General features: G+C 56.9%; 15 protein-coding genes. 4 read left to right on the top strand and 11 right to left on the bottom strand.

The genetic code is table 11. From position 1 onward, the window contains the following. Positions 1-216: 216 nt before the first annotated feature. The gene (locus K5Y32_RS00530; RefSeq protein WP_222181527.1) at positions 217-909 is read left to right on the top strand and encodes a DUF2076 domain-containing protein; all 693 of its coding nucleotides are present in this window, start codon (positions 217-219) and stop codon (positions 907-909) included. On the opposite strand, the gene K5Y32_RS00525 is transcribed toward K5Y32_RS00530, so the two are convergent. Further along, positions 910-1,353, bottom strand: a complete 444-nt coding sequence (locus K5Y32_RS00525; RefSeq protein ID WP_008106050.1) for a YaiI/YqxD family protein — start codon at positions 1,351-1,353, stop codon at positions 910-912. 147 nt (positions 1,354-1,500) lie between these two features. Between K5Y32_RS00525 and proC the strand changes: the two genes are divergently transcribed. Further along, positions 1,501-2,313 (top strand): pyrroline-5-carboxylate reductase, encoded by an 813-nt coding sequence (gene proC / locus K5Y32_RS00520; RefSeq protein WP_222181526.1) that lies wholly within the window; start codon positions 1,501-1,503, stop codon positions 2,311-2,313. A 46-nt stretch (positions 2,314-2,359) separates the two neighbouring features. Here proC and K5Y32_RS00515 read toward each other — a convergent pair whose 3' ends face one another. From K5Y32_RS00515 to K5Y32_RS00485, 7 genes are all read right to left on the bottom strand, one after another. Then, on the bottom strand, positions 2,360-3,886 hold the full coding sequence (locus K5Y32_RS00515) for an FAD-dependent oxidoreductase (protein WP_222181525.1): 1,527 nt from the start codon (positions 3,884-3,886) through the stop codon (positions 2,360-2,362). Positions 3,887-4,011: 125 nt separating this feature from the next. After that, positions 4,012-5,181 (bottom strand): N-acetylglucosamine-6-phosphate deacetylase, encoded by a 1,170-nt coding sequence (locus K5Y32_RS00510; RefSeq protein WP_222181524.1) that lies wholly within the window; start codon positions 5,179-5,181, stop codon positions 4,012-4,014. Then, on the bottom strand, positions 5,174-5,947 hold the full coding sequence (locus tag K5Y32_RS00505) for a glucosamine-6-phosphate deaminase (protein ID WP_222181523.1): 774 nt from the start codon (positions 5,945-5,947) through the stop codon (positions 5,174-5,176). The genes K5Y32_RS00510 and K5Y32_RS00505 overlap by 8 nt, the downstream gene beginning before the upstream one ends. Position 5,948: 1 nt before the next feature. After that, positions 5,949-7,472, bottom strand: coding sequence for a sodium:solute symporter family protein (locus K5Y32_RS00500; protein ID WP_101762478.1), 1,524 nt, complete (start codon positions 7,470-7,472; stop codon positions 5,949-5,951). A gap of 287 nt (positions 7,473-7,759) precedes the next feature. Continuing rightward, entirely contained in the window at positions 7,760-8,062 is a 303-nt protein-coding gene (locus K5Y32_RS00495; protein ID WP_222181522.1) for a PsiF family protein, read from the bottom strand. A gap of 102 nt (positions 8,063-8,164) precedes the next feature. Next, a complete protein-coding gene (gene iraP / locus K5Y32_RS00490) occupies positions 8,165-8,419 on the bottom strand; it encodes an anti-adapter protein IraP (RefSeq protein ID WP_101762480.1) in 255 nt (84 codons plus the stop codon). Positions 8,420-8,628: 209 nt separating this feature from the next. Then, positions 8,629-8,772: a hypothetical protein gene (locus K5Y32_RS00485; RefSeq protein WP_218168197.1), complete on the bottom strand. Its 144-nt coding sequence runs from the start codon at positions 8,770-8,772 to the stop codon at positions 8,629-8,631. 253 nt (positions 8,773-9,025) lie between these two features. Between K5Y32_RS00485 and K5Y32_RS00480 the strand changes: the two genes are divergently transcribed. Continuing rightward, positions 9,026-12,106 (top strand): beta-galactosidase, encoded by a 3,081-nt coding sequence (locus tag K5Y32_RS00480; protein ID WP_222181521.1) that lies wholly within the window; start codon positions 9,026-9,028, stop codon positions 12,104-12,106. Here the strand turns inward: K5Y32_RS00480 and K5Y32_RS00475 are convergent. Next, the gene (locus K5Y32_RS00475; RefSeq protein ID WP_101762482.1) at positions 12,045-13,349 is read right to left on the bottom strand and encodes a multidrug efflux MFS transporter; all 1,305 of its coding nucleotides are present in this window, start codon (positions 13,347-13,349) and stop codon (positions 12,045-12,047) included. The genes K5Y32_RS00480 and K5Y32_RS00475 overlap by 62 nt on opposite strands. A 392-nt stretch (positions 13,350-13,741) precedes the next feature. Between K5Y32_RS00475 and K5Y32_RS00470 the strand changes: the two genes are divergently transcribed. Continuing rightward, positions 13,742-13,993: a biofilm development regulator YmgB/AriR family protein gene (locus tag K5Y32_RS00470; RefSeq protein WP_101762483.1), complete on the top strand. Its 252-nt coding sequence runs from the start codon at positions 13,742-13,744 to the stop codon at positions 13,991-13,993. 12 nt (positions 13,994-14,005) lie between these two features. On the opposite strand, the gene K5Y32_RS00465 is transcribed toward K5Y32_RS00470, so the two are convergent. Then, positions 14,006-14,323 (bottom strand): hypothetical protein, encoded by a 318-nt coding sequence (locus K5Y32_RS00465; protein ID WP_222182852.1) that lies wholly within the window; start codon positions 14,321-14,323, stop codon positions 14,006-14,008. A 172-nt stretch (positions 14,324-14,495) separates the two neighbouring features. Beyond that, on the bottom strand, positions 14,496-14,795 hold the full coding sequence (locus tag K5Y32_RS00460; protein WP_222181520.1) for an I78 family peptidase inhibitor: 300 nt from the start codon (positions 14,793-14,795) through the stop codon (positions 14,496-14,498). Between the last annotated feature and the right edge of the window lie 11 nt (positions 14,796-14,806).

Below are 14,806 nucleotides of genomic sequence, written 5' to 3'. Positions count from 1 at the left end.
TACCTGGATTTTATTTTATCAGCCACCCGCGAGGCACGATTTACGCGTATTTCAGTCACATCCTAAGCTAGTCGTTTGATTAAGCTGCAAAAAACAATGCATGAATCGTGCATCGGGCCAAATGTAACAGCGGCCAACATTTCCTTACCAGGCCGCTGATTTACTTTCTCTGGTCGCGCCCTCATATATGAGGCATACCTTAACGGAGGGTTCCCCATGCAAAGCGAAGAACAACAACTTATTGAAAACCTGTTCAGCCGACTGAAACAGGCTGAGACGCAAAGCGGCCCGCGTGATGCTGGCGCAGAGCAGTTAATCAAACAGCATTTACAGAATCAGCCCGGCGCGCCTTACTACATGTCACAGGCGATCCTGATTCAGGAAGCGGCGCTGAAAAAGCTTAATGCGCAGGTTACGGATCTGGAAAATCGTCTGGCGCAGGCGCAGCAGCAACAGGCACCGCAGCAGAGCAGCGGCGGTTTTCTCTCAAGCCTGTTTGGTGGCGGATCGCGCCCGGCGGCACAGCAGCAGCCAGCGTGGGGGAATCCACCGCCGCAGCCACAACAGCAGTATGCGCCGGCGCAGCAGCAATCTGCTGCGCCAGCGGCACGCGGCACCGGCTTCCTCGGCGGCGCATTGCAGACGGCCGTTGGCGTGGCGGGCGGCGTGGTGATGGCGGATATGCTGACCAGCATGTTCCACCATTCGCAGCCGGAAGAGATCGTTAACATCATCAACGAACCGGCGCTGCCGCAGGTCGATAACAGCCTCGACACCTTTAACGGCAACGACAGCAACAATGCGTTCCTGAATGATAACTCGGGCTGGGATAACAACCTGGCGGACAACAATGATTTCGGTGACTTTGGCAGCAGCGGCGACTTTGACGACGATGATAGCTTCGTCTGATCAGCGTTGACGTAACCACTTATCCAGTTCATTGGCGAACAGTTGGCGGTCGCGTTGGCTTAAGGTCGACGGGCCGCCACTCTGAATCCCGCTGGCGCGCATCGTTTCCATAAAGTCACGCATGGTTAAGCGCTGACGAATGGTGTCTGTCGAATAGCGCTCTCCGCGCGGATTCAGCGCCGCAGCGCCCTTCTCCAACACTTCTGCCGCCAGCGGAATATCGCCGGTGATCACCAGCTCGCCGGGTTGCACCCGTTTCACAATCTCGTTATCGGCCACGTCAAACCCGGCAGCAACCTGCAGCGTTTTCAGCCACGGCGACGGCGGCACGCGCAGCGGTTGGTTGGCGACAAAGGTCACGGTAACTTTGGTGCGCTCAGCCGCGCGGTACAGCACTTCTTTGATGACATTGGGACAGGCATCGGCATCAACCCAAATCGACATGATGACTCCTTTATCACAGACAATGAGGCTGATCTTGCCGTGCTACGGCAGAATGGCAACTGTTTTTGCTGGCCGCCCGCCTTGTTATTAATCCTCGCTGACGTAAGCTTACCCCCACAGAAAATGAACCACTTAGAGGATAAAGCGATGCTGGAGAAGAAAATCGGGTTTGTCGGCTGCGGCAATATGGCGAAAGCCATTATTAGCGGACTGGTCAACAGCGGGCAGATCGCCCCCACCAATATCTGGGTGTTCGACCGTAAGCCCGCCACTAACCAGGCGATGGCGCAGCAATATGGCGTCACTGCCGCAGACAGCGTGGAAAGTCTGGCGCGCGAAGTGGATATCCTGTTTGGCGCGGTGAAACCTAATGTGATTCTCAAAGTGTTGAAAGATCTTGCCGGCCAGCTGAAGAAAGATGTGCTGGTGGTCTCGATTGCCGCCGGCGTGACGCTGGATTCTCTGGCATCGGTACTCGGCCACGATCGCAAAATCATCCGCGTGATGCCTAACACGCCATCGCTGGTGAACGAGGGTATGACCTCGGTGACGCCAAACGTGCTGGTGGAAGCGCATGAAGTAGATGAAGTGGTAGGGATTTTCGAAAGCTTTGGCAAAGCGGCGGTGGTGAATGAATACCTTATTCACGCGGTAGTTGGCGTGAGCGGCTCAGCGCCAGCCTATGTGTTTATGTTTATCGAAGCGATGGCCGATGCCGCGGTGCTCGGCGGCATGCCGCGTGCGCAGGCGTATCAGTTTGCGGCGCAGGCGGTCAAAGGCTCGGCGCAGATGGTGCTGGAAACCGGCAAGCATCCGGGCGAGCTGAAAGATATGGTGTGCTCGCCAGGCGGCACCACCATCGAAGCGGTGAAAGTGCTGGAAGAGAAAGGCTTCCGCGCCGCAGTAATTAACGCGATGCAGCAGTGTATGGCGAAGTCAGAGGCGTTGAGTAAGCAATAAGCGTAGTTGTAGGGTCGCCATTTATGGCGACCTTCAAACACCGATTCTACCCCTGATACGCCTCATACAGCGCAATACCCTGCGCCAGCGTCATGGGCTGCTGCATCTCCTGCACCAGCGCTGCTGTCAGCGTATATAACCCGGCAGAACACACCGCCGCAATCATCCCCTCCTGACAATAGAAAGCGATAAACTGCTTATTCTGTAGCGATCCCAGCAGCCGGTAATCGTCCCACTCTTCCGCATGCCCCAGATACTCATAGCGGGTACCGTAATGCGCGGTCCAGAAAAACGGCACGCGGTCATACAGGATCTGTTTCCCTAACATATTCAGCGCCGCGATGCGCCCTTGCTGGTGCGCCACGCGATAGTGCTCAATGCGTTGTGGGCCCTGCACTGACGGATAACTGGCGATATCACCGGCCACCCAGATGTTATCGGCCACGCGCAGCTGGCTGTCGGTAAGCAAGCTGCCATCTTCTTCCAGCGGCAGGTCGTGGATGAATGAGGTCGCCGGCACCACGCCCGTGCCAAACAGCACCAGGCTGGCATCGACTTTTTTGCCACTCTTCAGGCGCACGGCAGTGACTTTGCCCTCGCCTTCCAGCGCCACGGGATCGCCTTCGACAAACTTCACGCCGTTGCTGCGATGCAGATCGTAGAAGTGGCGGCCAATCTCTTCGCCAAACTTTTTAGCAAACGGCAGCGGATGGCGCGCAATCACCGTGACATCAACATCACGATTACGCAGCGAACCTGCCATCTCCATACCGATAAAGCTGTTGCCGATAATCACCAGCTGCTCGGTTTTATCCACCTCTTTGAGTAACTCATCGGCCTGATTAAGCGATCGCAGCAGATGCACGCCGTCGAGATCTTTACCCGGTATATCGAGCGGTTGCGGCACGCCGCCGCTGGCAATGAGCAGTTGGTCAAACTTCACTTGCTGACCGCCTTTAAGGATCAGCGTTTGCTCAAGCGCTTTGAGCTGCTCGACATCGCCCTGAATCCGTTCCACCGTACCCAGCACATCCTGCTGCAGCAGCCTGGGTACATCCTCAATCGCCATTTTGCCGGACGGCACGAATTTGCTCAGTGCGGTGCGATCGTAAGGTGCGGCCGATTCCCGCTCGATCAACACAATATGCCCTTCAAAACCTTCATCGCGCAGCGTCCAGATCGCCGCACTCCCCGCCGCGCCCGAACCGAGAATCACGCATACCGGCGACTCACCTTGTGCGGAGGGCGCACTGGCGGGCGACATCGCCTGCGGGCTGACCAGCACTTTGCCTTGTTCGATGCGCACCGGATAACGCTTGAGATTCGCCAGCGCCAGCGGCTCGCACATCTGCCCATCCTGCAGCTGAAACACCGCTTTGTGCCACGGACAGATCAGCTTGTCGCCACACACCGCGCCCTGCTCTAACGGCGCCCCGGCGTGCGGGCATTTGGCCTGAAACGCCTGCACCCGCTCATCGTCACGAATCAGTACCACATCGGTGTCGCCGACGGTAAATTTGGTGGGTTTGCGCTGTGCCAGCGACTTGAGTTCCACGACAGTTTGATAGCTCACGTTAGGCCTCCTTTCTTGTGGTTTTTGAGGTATTCAGCAAATCCCTACAAAGAGTAAGCCTGGCAAAGCATGGTGATTTGTCCGCATCAACAACGCGCTGAGGTAGGTAAGTTATTGTTTATTAGCTAAAGATAATCTTCACCATCCCGCCATACGACAGCGCCTTGCTTCACACAGCCGCGTAAAGCCACGCCGCCGTCCGCCTGAGCAGCCAGCAGCAGTACATCGGCGGGTGCGCCGCAGGCCAAACCTTGTTGCTGCGGCAGATTGAGCTGCCGCGCCGGACGAACAGACGCCATCTCAATCGCCTGCGCCAGCGTCGCCAGCTGATGGCGCAGCAGGAAGTTCACGCCCTCCAGCAAACCACGCGCCGATCCCGCCAGCAGCTGCGGCGCATCGGCGATGCTCAGGCGTCCACTAGCGCTAAGCTGCACGCGTCCGCCAATCGCGGTGTCGTAGATGCCCGGCGGCTGCCCGGCGAACGAGGTGACGTCACTGACCAGCAGCGCCTGCTCGCCTTTGGCACGCAGAAACACTTTCAGCACGTCCGCCGGCAGATGATCGCCATCGGCAATCAAGGTGGCCGTCAGCGCATCTTCCGCCAGCTGCTGCCAGATGTAATTGGGATGGCGCGGCAGTTGCAGATGCGCGCCGTTGCCGAGATGGGTGGAGAGCGTGGCACCCGCGTCAACCGCCGCGTGAATTTGCGCTGGCGTGGCAGACGTGTGCCCAATGGCGACGCGCACCTGCTGCGCCACACAATGTTTGATCAGTGCATCGCTGTGCGGCCATTCTGGCGACAGCGTTAGCAGGCGAATATGCTGCTGCGCGGCTTGCTGCCAGCTGTCGAACAGCGCGATATCCGGTGCCCGAATCGCCTCGCGCGGATGCGCACCACGCGGCCCATCTTCAGGCGACAGAAAAGGTCCTTCCAGATGAAAACCGGGCACGGCGCGTGCCACGTCAGGATGATGCTGGCGGGCGCTGACGAGTCGCTGCATCGCCTGCGTAATCTCCTCCGGCATGGCGGTGATCACCGTCGGCAAAAAGCTGGTGACGCCCTGCTGCCACAGCGCGCACGTGGCGTTTAGCACATCCTCTTCGCTAAAAGGAAAGTGGTTGAAATCGACGCCCTGAAAGCCGTTGACCTGCAGATCGACCAAGCCCGGCGCGAGGATGATCTCCTCTTCCAGTTTATTCAGCGCGCGCACATCACTGATGGTGCCGTGCTCAATCTCCAGCTCAATCGGTTGCAGCGTGCGGTAATCGCGACCGCGCAAAATGAGGTTAGTCAAAGGTCACCTCCGGGCAGGCATCGCTGTCGGTATAGAGCGTGCAATCGGCATGCTGGCGCAGACACGTCGCCGGACACGCGGTGGAGATCGCATCCTCAAGCGTTGCGCGCACCGCCGCGCGTTTGCTCGCACCCGGCACCATGCAGAACAGCCGCGCACCACTCATCAAGGCGGGAATCGTTAGCGTTACGGCATGCGTCGGTACCGCCTCGACAGTGGCGAAACAGCCATCGTTGACCTGCTGCTGGCGGCAGGCATTATCCAGCTGCACCACCTTAACGGAGAAAGGATCGTTGAAGTCGGCCACTGGCGGATCGTTGAAGGCTAAATGGCCGTTCTCGCCAATCCCCAGACACACCGCATCAATCGGTGCAGCGGTAAGTTTTGCCGCGTAATCCGCACAGATCGCGGCAGGATCGCCGCAAGATGGGATCAAGTGAACTTCGCCAGGCTGCACCCTATCAAACAGCTTCTGGCGTAAAAAGTGGCTGAAACGCTGGGGCGCATCCGCCTCCAGCCCGATGTACTCGTCCATATGGAAGGCGTGAATGCGCGACCAGTCGATATCCGCGGCCGCAACCAGCGCGGCGAGAAACTCGTTTTGCGAGGGCGCGGCGGCAAACACCATGCGCACCACATGCTGTTCACTCAGCCGTTGACGCAGAAACGCAGCCACATCCTGCGCCGCAGCCGCACCTAATGCCGCGCGGCTGGCGAAGCGTCTGATCCGTAAGCGATCTCGGGTTCCCTGTTGTAAGAGCGTCATGTTATCCCTCCTGTGAGACGTTGCTTTTGTGCGCCCAGCGCTGTGCGGCAGGCGCATCCTGATCCTGATTGAGTGCGTTCAGCAGCTGATCTACTTCCGGGCGCACCGGCGCGCGGCGTAACCAGCCCATCACCACAAACAGCACCAGCGAGGACATCACCGGCGCAGCCACCACGGTGGCGGTGCTGACATCGGTAAAGACAAATTTCACGCAGAAGAAAGTGCCGACGCCGATCGCCCAACTCACCAGCGCGGCGGCGCTACCGCTGCGACGAAATGCCGGCAGCAAACCCAGCAGCATAGGAATGGAGATCGGGCCGACTAAGCCGCCAAACCAGATGATCAGCAGCGACAGCACGCCGCCGAAGTGGCTGGCGTTCATGGCAATCACCAGCGTGGTGATAATGAAGATAAAAGCGGTGAGCCGCGCCACCAGCAGCGAGCTTTTACCGCGCTGAAAGTGTTTCGGCAGCATGCCGGGCAGGATATCGCGCGTCACCACCGCCGTAATGGCGTTGGCATCCGACGAGGTCATCGACAGCGTGTGAGTAAACATCGCCACCAGCACCAAACCCACTAGACCATTCGGCAGCAGCTCCATCGCCATCATCGAATAAGAGCGCGACGGATCGCTGAGATTGGGAAACAGCAGCGGCGCTGCCCACATCGGCCAGAACAGAATCAGCGGCCAGATGAGATAGAGCGCGGCGGAGAGGCGCGCCGCTTTGCGTGCATCGCGGCCGGCGGGCGCGGCTATAAAGCGCTGCGCCAGATTCCAGGTGCCGCCGTTGTAGCTCAGCGTGTAGATGACGAAATAGGCGAGAATAAAGCCGATGCTGTACGGCTCCTGAATAATCTGGGTATGGGTTGGCGGCAAACGCTGCCAGATGGTGAACAGTTCAGCAAATCCGCCGAGATGCACCGCCACCGCGACCACCATCACAATCGCGGCCACAAATTGCACCACGAACTGGCCGAAGTCGTTGCAGGCATCCGCCCACAATCCGCCCATCACGGTGTAAAACAAACTCAGCGCGCCGGAAACGCAGATGCCAATCAGCGGATCAAGTCCGGTAAAGACGTTGATGATCACCGCAATTGCCGCCCACTTCGCGCCGACGTCAAAAGTTTTCAGCAGCACCCCGCTCCACGCCAGCACCATTTGCGTTGGCAAGTTGTAGCGCGTGGCGAGATATTCCATCGGCGATTCGATGTTCATATAGATGCGCAAGCGCGCCCAGCGCGGCGCAAACAGGCGTGAACCTATTAACACCGCAATCGCGATGGGAAACGCCCACCAAAAATAGATGGTGATGCCCATGTTGTAAGCCACCGCCGCATAGGCGACAAACACCGCCGCGCTGTATCCTGACATATGATGCGACACGCCCGACAGCCACCACGGCATTTTGCCGCCAGCCGCAAAGAAATCACGCGTGCTGCCCACCTTGCGCATCGCCCACAAGGTTATAGCCACAATCATCAGCGCATAAAGCGCCATCACAGCATAATCAAGCACATTCATAGCAGACTCCACAGGTAAAGGCTGCCCAACGAACGCTCTGGCTTCGCGGGGATTGAGCGGATGGAATAATTAGTCATTATTTAGGACTAAAGCATCCTGGCAGCGTTATCGGTGCGATTTTGTGATGAGGATCCTGATATGAGTTTTTCCTCTGACGTGATAAGTAAAATTGAATATGTCTGCGCCGCAGCTTACAGCAATAAAAAAAGGGTTCACGCTAAACATGAACCCTTATTACTTTTCACGCATGAGAGATTTAAAACGGCGACGATGTATCGCTAATTAAATCAGCTTTTCTTCAGGCACGAACTCATAAACGTTTTACGTGCATCGCCGGTGAGCTTTTTATCGCCCGCATCAGCATTACAGGTTTTCATCTTCATTTGTTGCGGCGTCATACTGCCCATTTTGCTGTCTTTTTTCAGACAGTCACTCATAAAGGTTTTACGCGCATCGCCTTTCAGATTTTGTGTACCGGCGCTCTGGTTACACTGGGTCATTTTTTCCTGCTGTGCGGTTTTCTCTGCCGCACTCGCTCCGCCTGCAATCAGCAAGCCTGCTGTCATTATTGCCAAAAGACACGATTTCATTACCGGATTCTCCGTAGCATTATTGCTCTCTAAGCATGGCACGGAATAAGCAAATACGAGAAATCGATAATGACAATTGCCTGCAAAAACAGGCGATAGCCATTATACGCGCGGATGATGCAGCAACTTCTCTACGTAATTACGCAGCATGGTGGTATCGGGCGTTTCAGCCGCGGGAGCGACGGGCGGCATGGCTAATTTAATAGCGGCCTCAATGTCGTGGAATTGATCGGGATTCAGTTTGCGCAGCATCGCGGTTAACACGATTTCTAATGCCTCAACCTGAGCCACTAATTCTTTAGACTCTTCTTCTTTTTCAGCCAGCTTTAGAAGGAGTTCCGCAATCAGGTTTTTCATGCGACAAGCTCAATGAGAGAAGAAAAACAGACGTTAGCATTGCGCTGAATAAAACAACAAGGATTTTTAAGGGTTTTCAGAAAAAAACAGCCAAACGGCAGAATAAAAAAACCGGCTAGATTTCAATATGTAATGGCGAAACGTTTCTCTGAACGCTTAATGGTGAATTGAAACGTTTCGCTTATTCTATTAATTAATGCTGGTGCTAATTAGCGGGGCCCCATAAAGCCGCGACCCGGACCGCCGCCACCATGACCGCCGCCCCAACCGCCGCCACCCGGAGGTGGGAAAATACAACCGCTCAGCGCGGTAACCAATGCCACAACTGCGGCGATTTTAAACATACGGACCATAATTACCTCGGAATGGTGAAATCGGGCTGAGTGTATGAGGCCGCATCGGGCGCGACAATACAGAATTCTCCGCAACCCGGCGCTATTCATCTCTGCTCACCACGCTTAACAATTTACTGGCACTAAAGCGGCAAAAACATTGCAAGGCTGGCATAAATTGCTGCCAACGCGCTGCGCAAAATCGTGGTTGATCGCTTTACAGCCGGTGCGATTTCACGCAATGTGAGCGCATTACAATAAATGAGATCTCATCATGAGCTTATCTGCTGTCTCCCTGAGTGAAATTCTGGCGCGCCGTGACTGGGAAAATCCGGTGATCACCAGCCTTAATCGACTGGATGCGCATCCGCCGTTTGCCAGCTGGCGCGACGAAATTAGCGCGCGCGATGACCGCCCTTCGCCTTCGCGCCAGCTATTGAACGGCCAATGGAGCTTCAGCTACTTCACGCAGCCGGAAGCGGTACCGCAAAGCTGGCTGCTGCAGGATTTGCCTGGCGCCGATGCGCTGCCGGTGCCCGCAAACTGGCAGCTGCACGGCTTTGACGCGCCAATTTATACCAACGTGCAGTATCCAATTCCGGTAACGCCACCTTTGGTGCCGCAACAGAATCCTACTGGATGCTACTCGCTCACATTCAAAGTGGATGCTAGCTGGCTGCAACAGGGCCAGACGCGCATTATCTTCGACGGCGTAAATTCGGCCTTCTTCCTGTGGTGTAACGGCCAGTGGATCGGCTATTCGCAGGACAGCCGCCTGCCCGCCGAGTTTGATCTCACTCACACTTTGCAGCCCGGCCAGAACCGCTTAGCCGTGATGGTGCTGCGCTGGTGCGATGGCAGCTATCTGGAAGATCAGGATATGTGGCGCATGAGCGGCATCTTCCGTGATGTCAGCTTGCTGCATAAGCCGGAGACGCAGCTGGCCGATGTGCAGATTGAAACCGCGCTGAGCCCGGAATACCTGCGCGGCGATCTGCGTGTCAGCGTCAAGATCCACGCCGGCGATCGTCAGCCCGCGCAGTGCCGATTGCGCGTCAGTTTGTGGCGCGGCGACAGCTGCATTGGTGAGCAGGAACAGGCACCCGGCAGTGCGATTATCGACGAGCGCGGTCATTATCCCGAACGCGCCCTGCTGATCTTGCCGGTCAACCAGCCGCAACTGTGGAGCGCCGAAACGCCGCATCTCTATCGCGCGGTGGTGACGCTGCTGGATGAAAACGGTGCCGTGATCGAAGCCGAAGCTTACGACGTCGGTTTCCGTCGCGTCAGCATTGAGCAGGGCCAATTGTGCCTCAACGGCAAGCCGCTGCTGATTCGTGGTGTGAACCGCCATGAACATGACCCGGAAAACGGTCAGGTGGTGGATGAAGCCAGCATGCGCCGCGACATCGAGCTGATGAAGCGCCACAACTTTAACGCGGTACGCTGCGCGCACTATCCTAATCATCCGCTGTGGTATCGCCTGTGCGATCAATATGGTTTGTATGTGGTGGATGAGGCGAATATCGAAACGCACGGTATGCAGCCCATGAATCGCCTCTCCAGCGATCCGCGCTGGTTCGCCGCCTATAGCGAGCGCGTCACGCGCATGGTGCAGCGCGACCGCAATCATGCCTGCATTATTATCTGGTCGCTGGGCAACGAATCAGGTCACGGCAGCACGCACGATGCGCTCTATCACTGGGTGAAAAGCAGCGATCCGACGCGTCCGGTGCAGTACGAAGGTGGCGGCGCCAACACCGCCGCCACCGATATCGTCTGCCCGATGTACGCGCGCGTCGATCAGGATCAGCCTTTTCCGGCGGTGCCAAAGTGGTCGCTGAAAAAGTGGATTGGTTTGCCGGGCGAGACGCGGCCATTGATTCTGTGTGAATACGCCCACGCGATGGGCAACAGCTTTGGCGGTTTCGCTAAATACTGGCAAGCCTTCCGCCAGTTCCCGCGCTTGCAGGGCGGCTTTGTCTGGGATTGGGTCGATCAAAGCCTGACGCGCTACGACGACAACGGTGAAGCCTGGCAAGCCTACGGCGGAGATTTTGGCGATACGCCGAACGATCGCCAGTTCTGCATGAACGGGCTGGTTTTTGCCGACCGCTCACCGCATCCGGCGCTGTTTGAAGCCCAGCGCGCGCAGCAGTTCTTCCAGTTTCAGCGGGACGCTAACGAGCCGTATCGCTTTACCGTCAGCAGCGAATATCTGTTCCGCCGCAGCGATAACGAAGTGCTGCGCTGGTCAATCGAGCAGGATGGCGTTGCCATCGCCAGCGGTGAATTGCCGCTCGATCTCGCCGCTCAAGGCAGCCAGACGGTGACGCTGCCCGCCAGTGAAAATTTGCAGGGCAACGCGTGGCTGAATCTGGCGGTGCATCAAATCAACGCCACGCCGTGGTCCGAAGCGGATGCGCGCGTCGCCTGGGATCAGTGGCCGCTGCCCGCTGCGCTGCCGGTGCGCGTTGTGGAGATCGGTGCCACCGCGCCGGAACTGATTGCCAATCACGATCTGGTGGCGGTAGTTGTGCCCCAACAGCGCTGGCACTTCTCGCGCCGCAGCGGCGAGCTGGTGCAATGGTTTGTCGATGATGAAGAAACGCTGATCACGCCGCTGCAGGAGTGCTTTATTCGTGCGCCGATTGATAACGATATCGGCACCAGCGAAGCTGCCAATGTTGATCCCAATGCGTGGGTCGAGCGCTGGAAACGTGCGGGCTACGATGAGTTGCAAGCGGTGCTGGTGGATATGCAGGTCGATAGCCTGAAACACAGCGTGCTGATTGAAACCTGGCATCAGTGGCTGGCCAACGGTCAGCTGGCTTTCACCAGCCACAAACGCTATCAGATCAATGCTAACGGTGAGTTGTCCATCAGCGTCAATGTGGAACAGGCGCCCGGTTTGCCGCCGCCGGCACGCATCGGGCTGCGCTGCCAACTGGCGAAGTCGCCGCAGCAGGTGAGCTGGCTCGGTTTAGGCCCGCACGAGAACTATCCGGATCGCCAATTGGCGGCGCAGTTCTCGCGCTGGCAGCTGCCGCTGGCAGCGCTCAGCACCGCGTATGTGTTCCCCGGTGAAAATGGTTTGCGCTGTGGCACGCGTCAGTTACAGAGCAATGGCTTGCAGGTGAGCGGCGACTTCGCCTTTTCGCTCAGTCGCTTCAGCCTTGAACAGCTGCGTGCCACCTCGCATCGCCACTTATTGCAGCAAGAGGATGGCTGCTGGCTGCACCTCGATGGCTTCCACATGGGCGTCGGCGGTGATGATTCATGGAGCCCAAGCGTTAGCCCGGAGTTTTTGCTTTCTCAGCAGCGCTGGCACTACGCGCTGACGTTGCGTCAGTAGGTTTTTCTGCGGTTTCACGCTGGCTCAAAGGTGGAGTCAGCGTGGTTTTCGGCCGACGATAGAAGCGGCGCAGGAAGATCACGTTAACCATCACCACCATCGCCGTGGCGAAGAACACCCAGCGATAGCCGGTTGCCGCCGATACCGCCGCGCCCAGCAGCGGACCCGCCACGTTACCCAGATACATAAACGATTGGTTGTAGCCGAAAATGCGCCCGGTGACGTTATCGCGTGAATGCCGCACCAGCAGCGTTTGCACCGCCGGCATCATGGCACCATCGGCAAATCCCAACAGGAAACGCAACACGCCCAACTGCGTCGCGCTGGTGACAAACGACATCGCCACCAGCAGCAATAATGAAACCATCATAGTGGCGAGCAGAATGCGTTGCGTGCCAATACGATCGCCGAGTTTACCCAGCCGTGGCGCGGAGATCAGCGCCGATACGCCCGGCAGCGCGGCGATCACCCCGCTGAGAAACGCAATGTTCTGCGCATTCGGTGCCAGCTCACGCACGAACAGCGTCAGGATGGGGTTCACCGAGCCGTTGCACATCTGAATCACCATGGTGGTGAAGAACAGACAGATCATTAAGCGCGGATTATCGAGGGTGCGAAACACGTCGCGACCGCTCAATTTGTCCTGCTTGCTGACCGGCGTATAACCGGTCTCTTTTATCAGGAACAAAGTGACGAGGAAGCTCACCATCAGCAGCACGGCGGTGACGATAAACACCATGCGTAAACCGAGCCAGTCCGCCAGCAAACCGCCAATCATCGGCCCGAGAATGACGCCGCTGATTTGCCCGGTGGAAACACAGCTTAGCGCCCAGCCGCTGCGTTCGCGTGGTACCTGCGCCGCCACCAGCGCCATCGCATTGGGAATGTAGCCGGACGTGAGGCCCATCAGCGCACGCAGCAGCAACAGTTGCCACGCCTGAGTGACAAACGCCTGCAGCAGAATCACCGCGCCCATGCCGAAAGAGGCGCGCAGCAGCATTAGCTTGCGCCCTTTACGGTCAGCAAGGCTGCCCCACAACGGCGCGACGGCGGCAGAAACAATGAAGGTGACGCTGAAGGTGAGCCCAGACCACACGCTGAGCGCGTTACCGCCACGAATCCCGAGTTCTTCTACATACAGCGGCAGGAAGGGAATGATCTGACTGATGGCGAGTCCGGTAAAAAAGCAGCCAAACCAAACGGATATCAGATTAACTTTCCAGGACTCGATGGAGCGTAACATGGGCGTGGGCATCAGCAGAATGAAACGAGAGTTCAGTCTAACAATCTCATAACATTACCGGACGGCAAAACATGGCATGGGCGAAAAAACGCAGTTTTACACTGTCGAGCGTGATTTTGTTCACAGCAAATCATGTCTGAAAGCCGTTTTTTAGTGTCTTTATGTGCTGAAACCCTGCTTGCCGCAAGATAAGCGCATCGCAATGGCAGGCAAACGTGAAAAAATATGTCTACACGTTACTGACAATATTCCACACCGCATCTATGTTTAAAAAACCACCAGTTACCACTGGCGACGCGCTGTCTGTTCTGGACAGTCCGCATGATTAAACCCAATTTTCCCATGCTGCCGTTATCCGGCGGTGGGCATCGTTGTCTCTGCGGAGGTCAGCTATGAGAACCCAGCCAAACAGCGCCAGTCGGGCGATTACCGACTATTTTAATAGCCCAGCCTGGCATGCACCGCATGAGAGCGACATGCTAGCGGCGATCATGCGCGAACTGATGGATGACGGACAGCCTGCCACCAGCAAAGCGATTATTGCGCGCGTGATTGATAAGCTGGAATTTGAAGGGGATGAACAGCAGCTGCAGAGCTACCGCAACTTACTGGCAAAACTGCTGGAATCGGGGCCGCAGAAATAGCGGCCCACGCCACTATTTTACCGCACGCAGATGGTCGGCTTCGCTGACAAATGCTTTGCCGCTTTGACGCTGGTACAGGCAGAGTTCGCGTCCGACCTGATTTTTCATGTGCTTTTGCGGATAGCGACCTTCCAGCAGCAGCGCATCAAAGCCCACGCTGTCATAATACTGAATCGGCTTACCCACCACTTTCACTGTCTTCAGGCCGCTGGCCTTGAGACAGCTTTGCTGCATATTTTTGTCGTTTTGCTGCCATGCGGCTTCGCTCGACGCCTGCGCCAGCGGACTCAACAACAGCGTTAACAGCAGTAATTTTCCACTCGTTCTCATCATCACTCCTCCATCAGCCTTGCAGGCCGAAAGATAAAAAAAATTCCCGCCGCAGCGGGAAGAAATAAGACGAACATTGCATATTCGAGAGTGACGAGGAAATCTCCGTAGTGCGCAGTTATCCTCGCCCGGCGCTGTGACAGCCAGATGACAATGCAATGTCGTTTTTTTGTTATCCGCAGTACACCCGGGAAATTTTACCGCTTTGATCCGCCGCGAAATTTATCCGACGCAGATTGAAATCCATCGTTACCGCTGAATTCCACGGAATAGCACGCACCGGGACGTCGAAGCGTTTGTTGTCGAGCGTCGATAATGGCTGACCAACGTAGTTTTGGTATTGCGATGCGCCGCACTGATCGGTTTCCGGATCGTGGCTGGCAGCCGCGCTGGCGTCAGGTTTGCTGGCTGACTGGCAAGCGGTCAGGGCAAAAAAGGCCGTTACCAGTAGCGCTTTTCCATAATGGGTCACAAGTTTCTCCT

It is taken from the genome of Pantoea sp. DY-15, from assembly GCF_019795935.1.
In the GTDB taxonomy this organism is placed as follows: domain Bacteria; phylum Pseudomonadota; class Gammaproteobacteria; order Enterobacterales; family Enterobacteriaceae; genus Pantoea; species Pantoea leporis.
The sequence above is the reverse complement of the archived record's forward strand: the minus strand, read 5'-3'. Positions and strand labels throughout refer to the sequence as shown.

What these genes read in the sequence shown, in the direction of transcription:
- K5Y32_RS00470 (WP_101762483.1), top strand. Translation starts at nt 13,742, where the DNA reads ATGAGAACCCAGCCAAACAGCGCCAGTCGGGCGATTACCGACTATTTT.
- K5Y32_RS00465 (WP_222182852.1), bottom strand. Translation starts at nt 14,323, where the DNA reads ATGAGAACGAGTGGAAAATTACTGCTGTTAACGCTGTTGTTGAGTCCG.
- K5Y32_RS00475 (WP_101762482.1), bottom strand. Translation starts at nt 13,349, where the DNA reads ATGTTACGCTCCATCGAGTCCTGGAAAGTTAATCTGATATCCGTTTGG.
- iraP (WP_101762480.1), bottom strand. Translation starts at nt 8,419, where the DNA reads ATGAAAAACCTGATTGCGGAACTCCTTCTAAAGCTGGCTGAAAAAGAA.
- K5Y32_RS00495 (WP_222181522.1), bottom strand. Translation starts at nt 8,062, where the DNA reads ATGAAATCGTGTCTTTTGGCAATAATGACAGCAGGCTTGCTGATTGCA.
- K5Y32_RS00525 (WP_008106050.1), bottom strand. Translation starts at nt 1,353, where the DNA reads ATGTCGATTTGGGTTGATGCCGATGCCTGTCCCAATGTCATCAAAGAA.
- K5Y32_RS00530 (WP_222181527.1), top strand. Translation starts at nt 217, where the DNA reads ATGCAAAGCGAAGAACAACAACTTATTGAAAACCTGTTCAGCCGACTG.
- K5Y32_RS00505 (WP_222181523.1), bottom strand. Translation starts at nt 5,947, where the DNA reads ATGACGCTCTTACAACAGGGAACCCGAGATCGCTTACGGATCAGACGC.
- K5Y32_RS00500 (WP_101762478.1), bottom strand. Translation starts at nt 7,472, where the DNA reads ATGAATGTGCTTGATTATGCTGTGATGGCGCTTTATGCGCTGATGATT.
- K5Y32_RS00480 (WP_222181521.1), top strand. Translation starts at nt 9,026, where the DNA reads ATGAGCTTATCTGCTGTCTCCCTGAGTGAAATTCTGGCGCGCCGTGAC.
- K5Y32_RS00485 (WP_218168197.1), bottom strand. Translation starts at nt 8,772, where the DNA reads ATGGTCCGTATGTTTAAAATCGCCGCAGTTGTGGCATTGGTTACCGCG.
- proC (WP_222181526.1), top strand. Translation starts at nt 1,501, where the DNA reads ATGCTGGAGAAGAAAATCGGGTTTGTCGGCTGCGGCAATATGGCGAAA.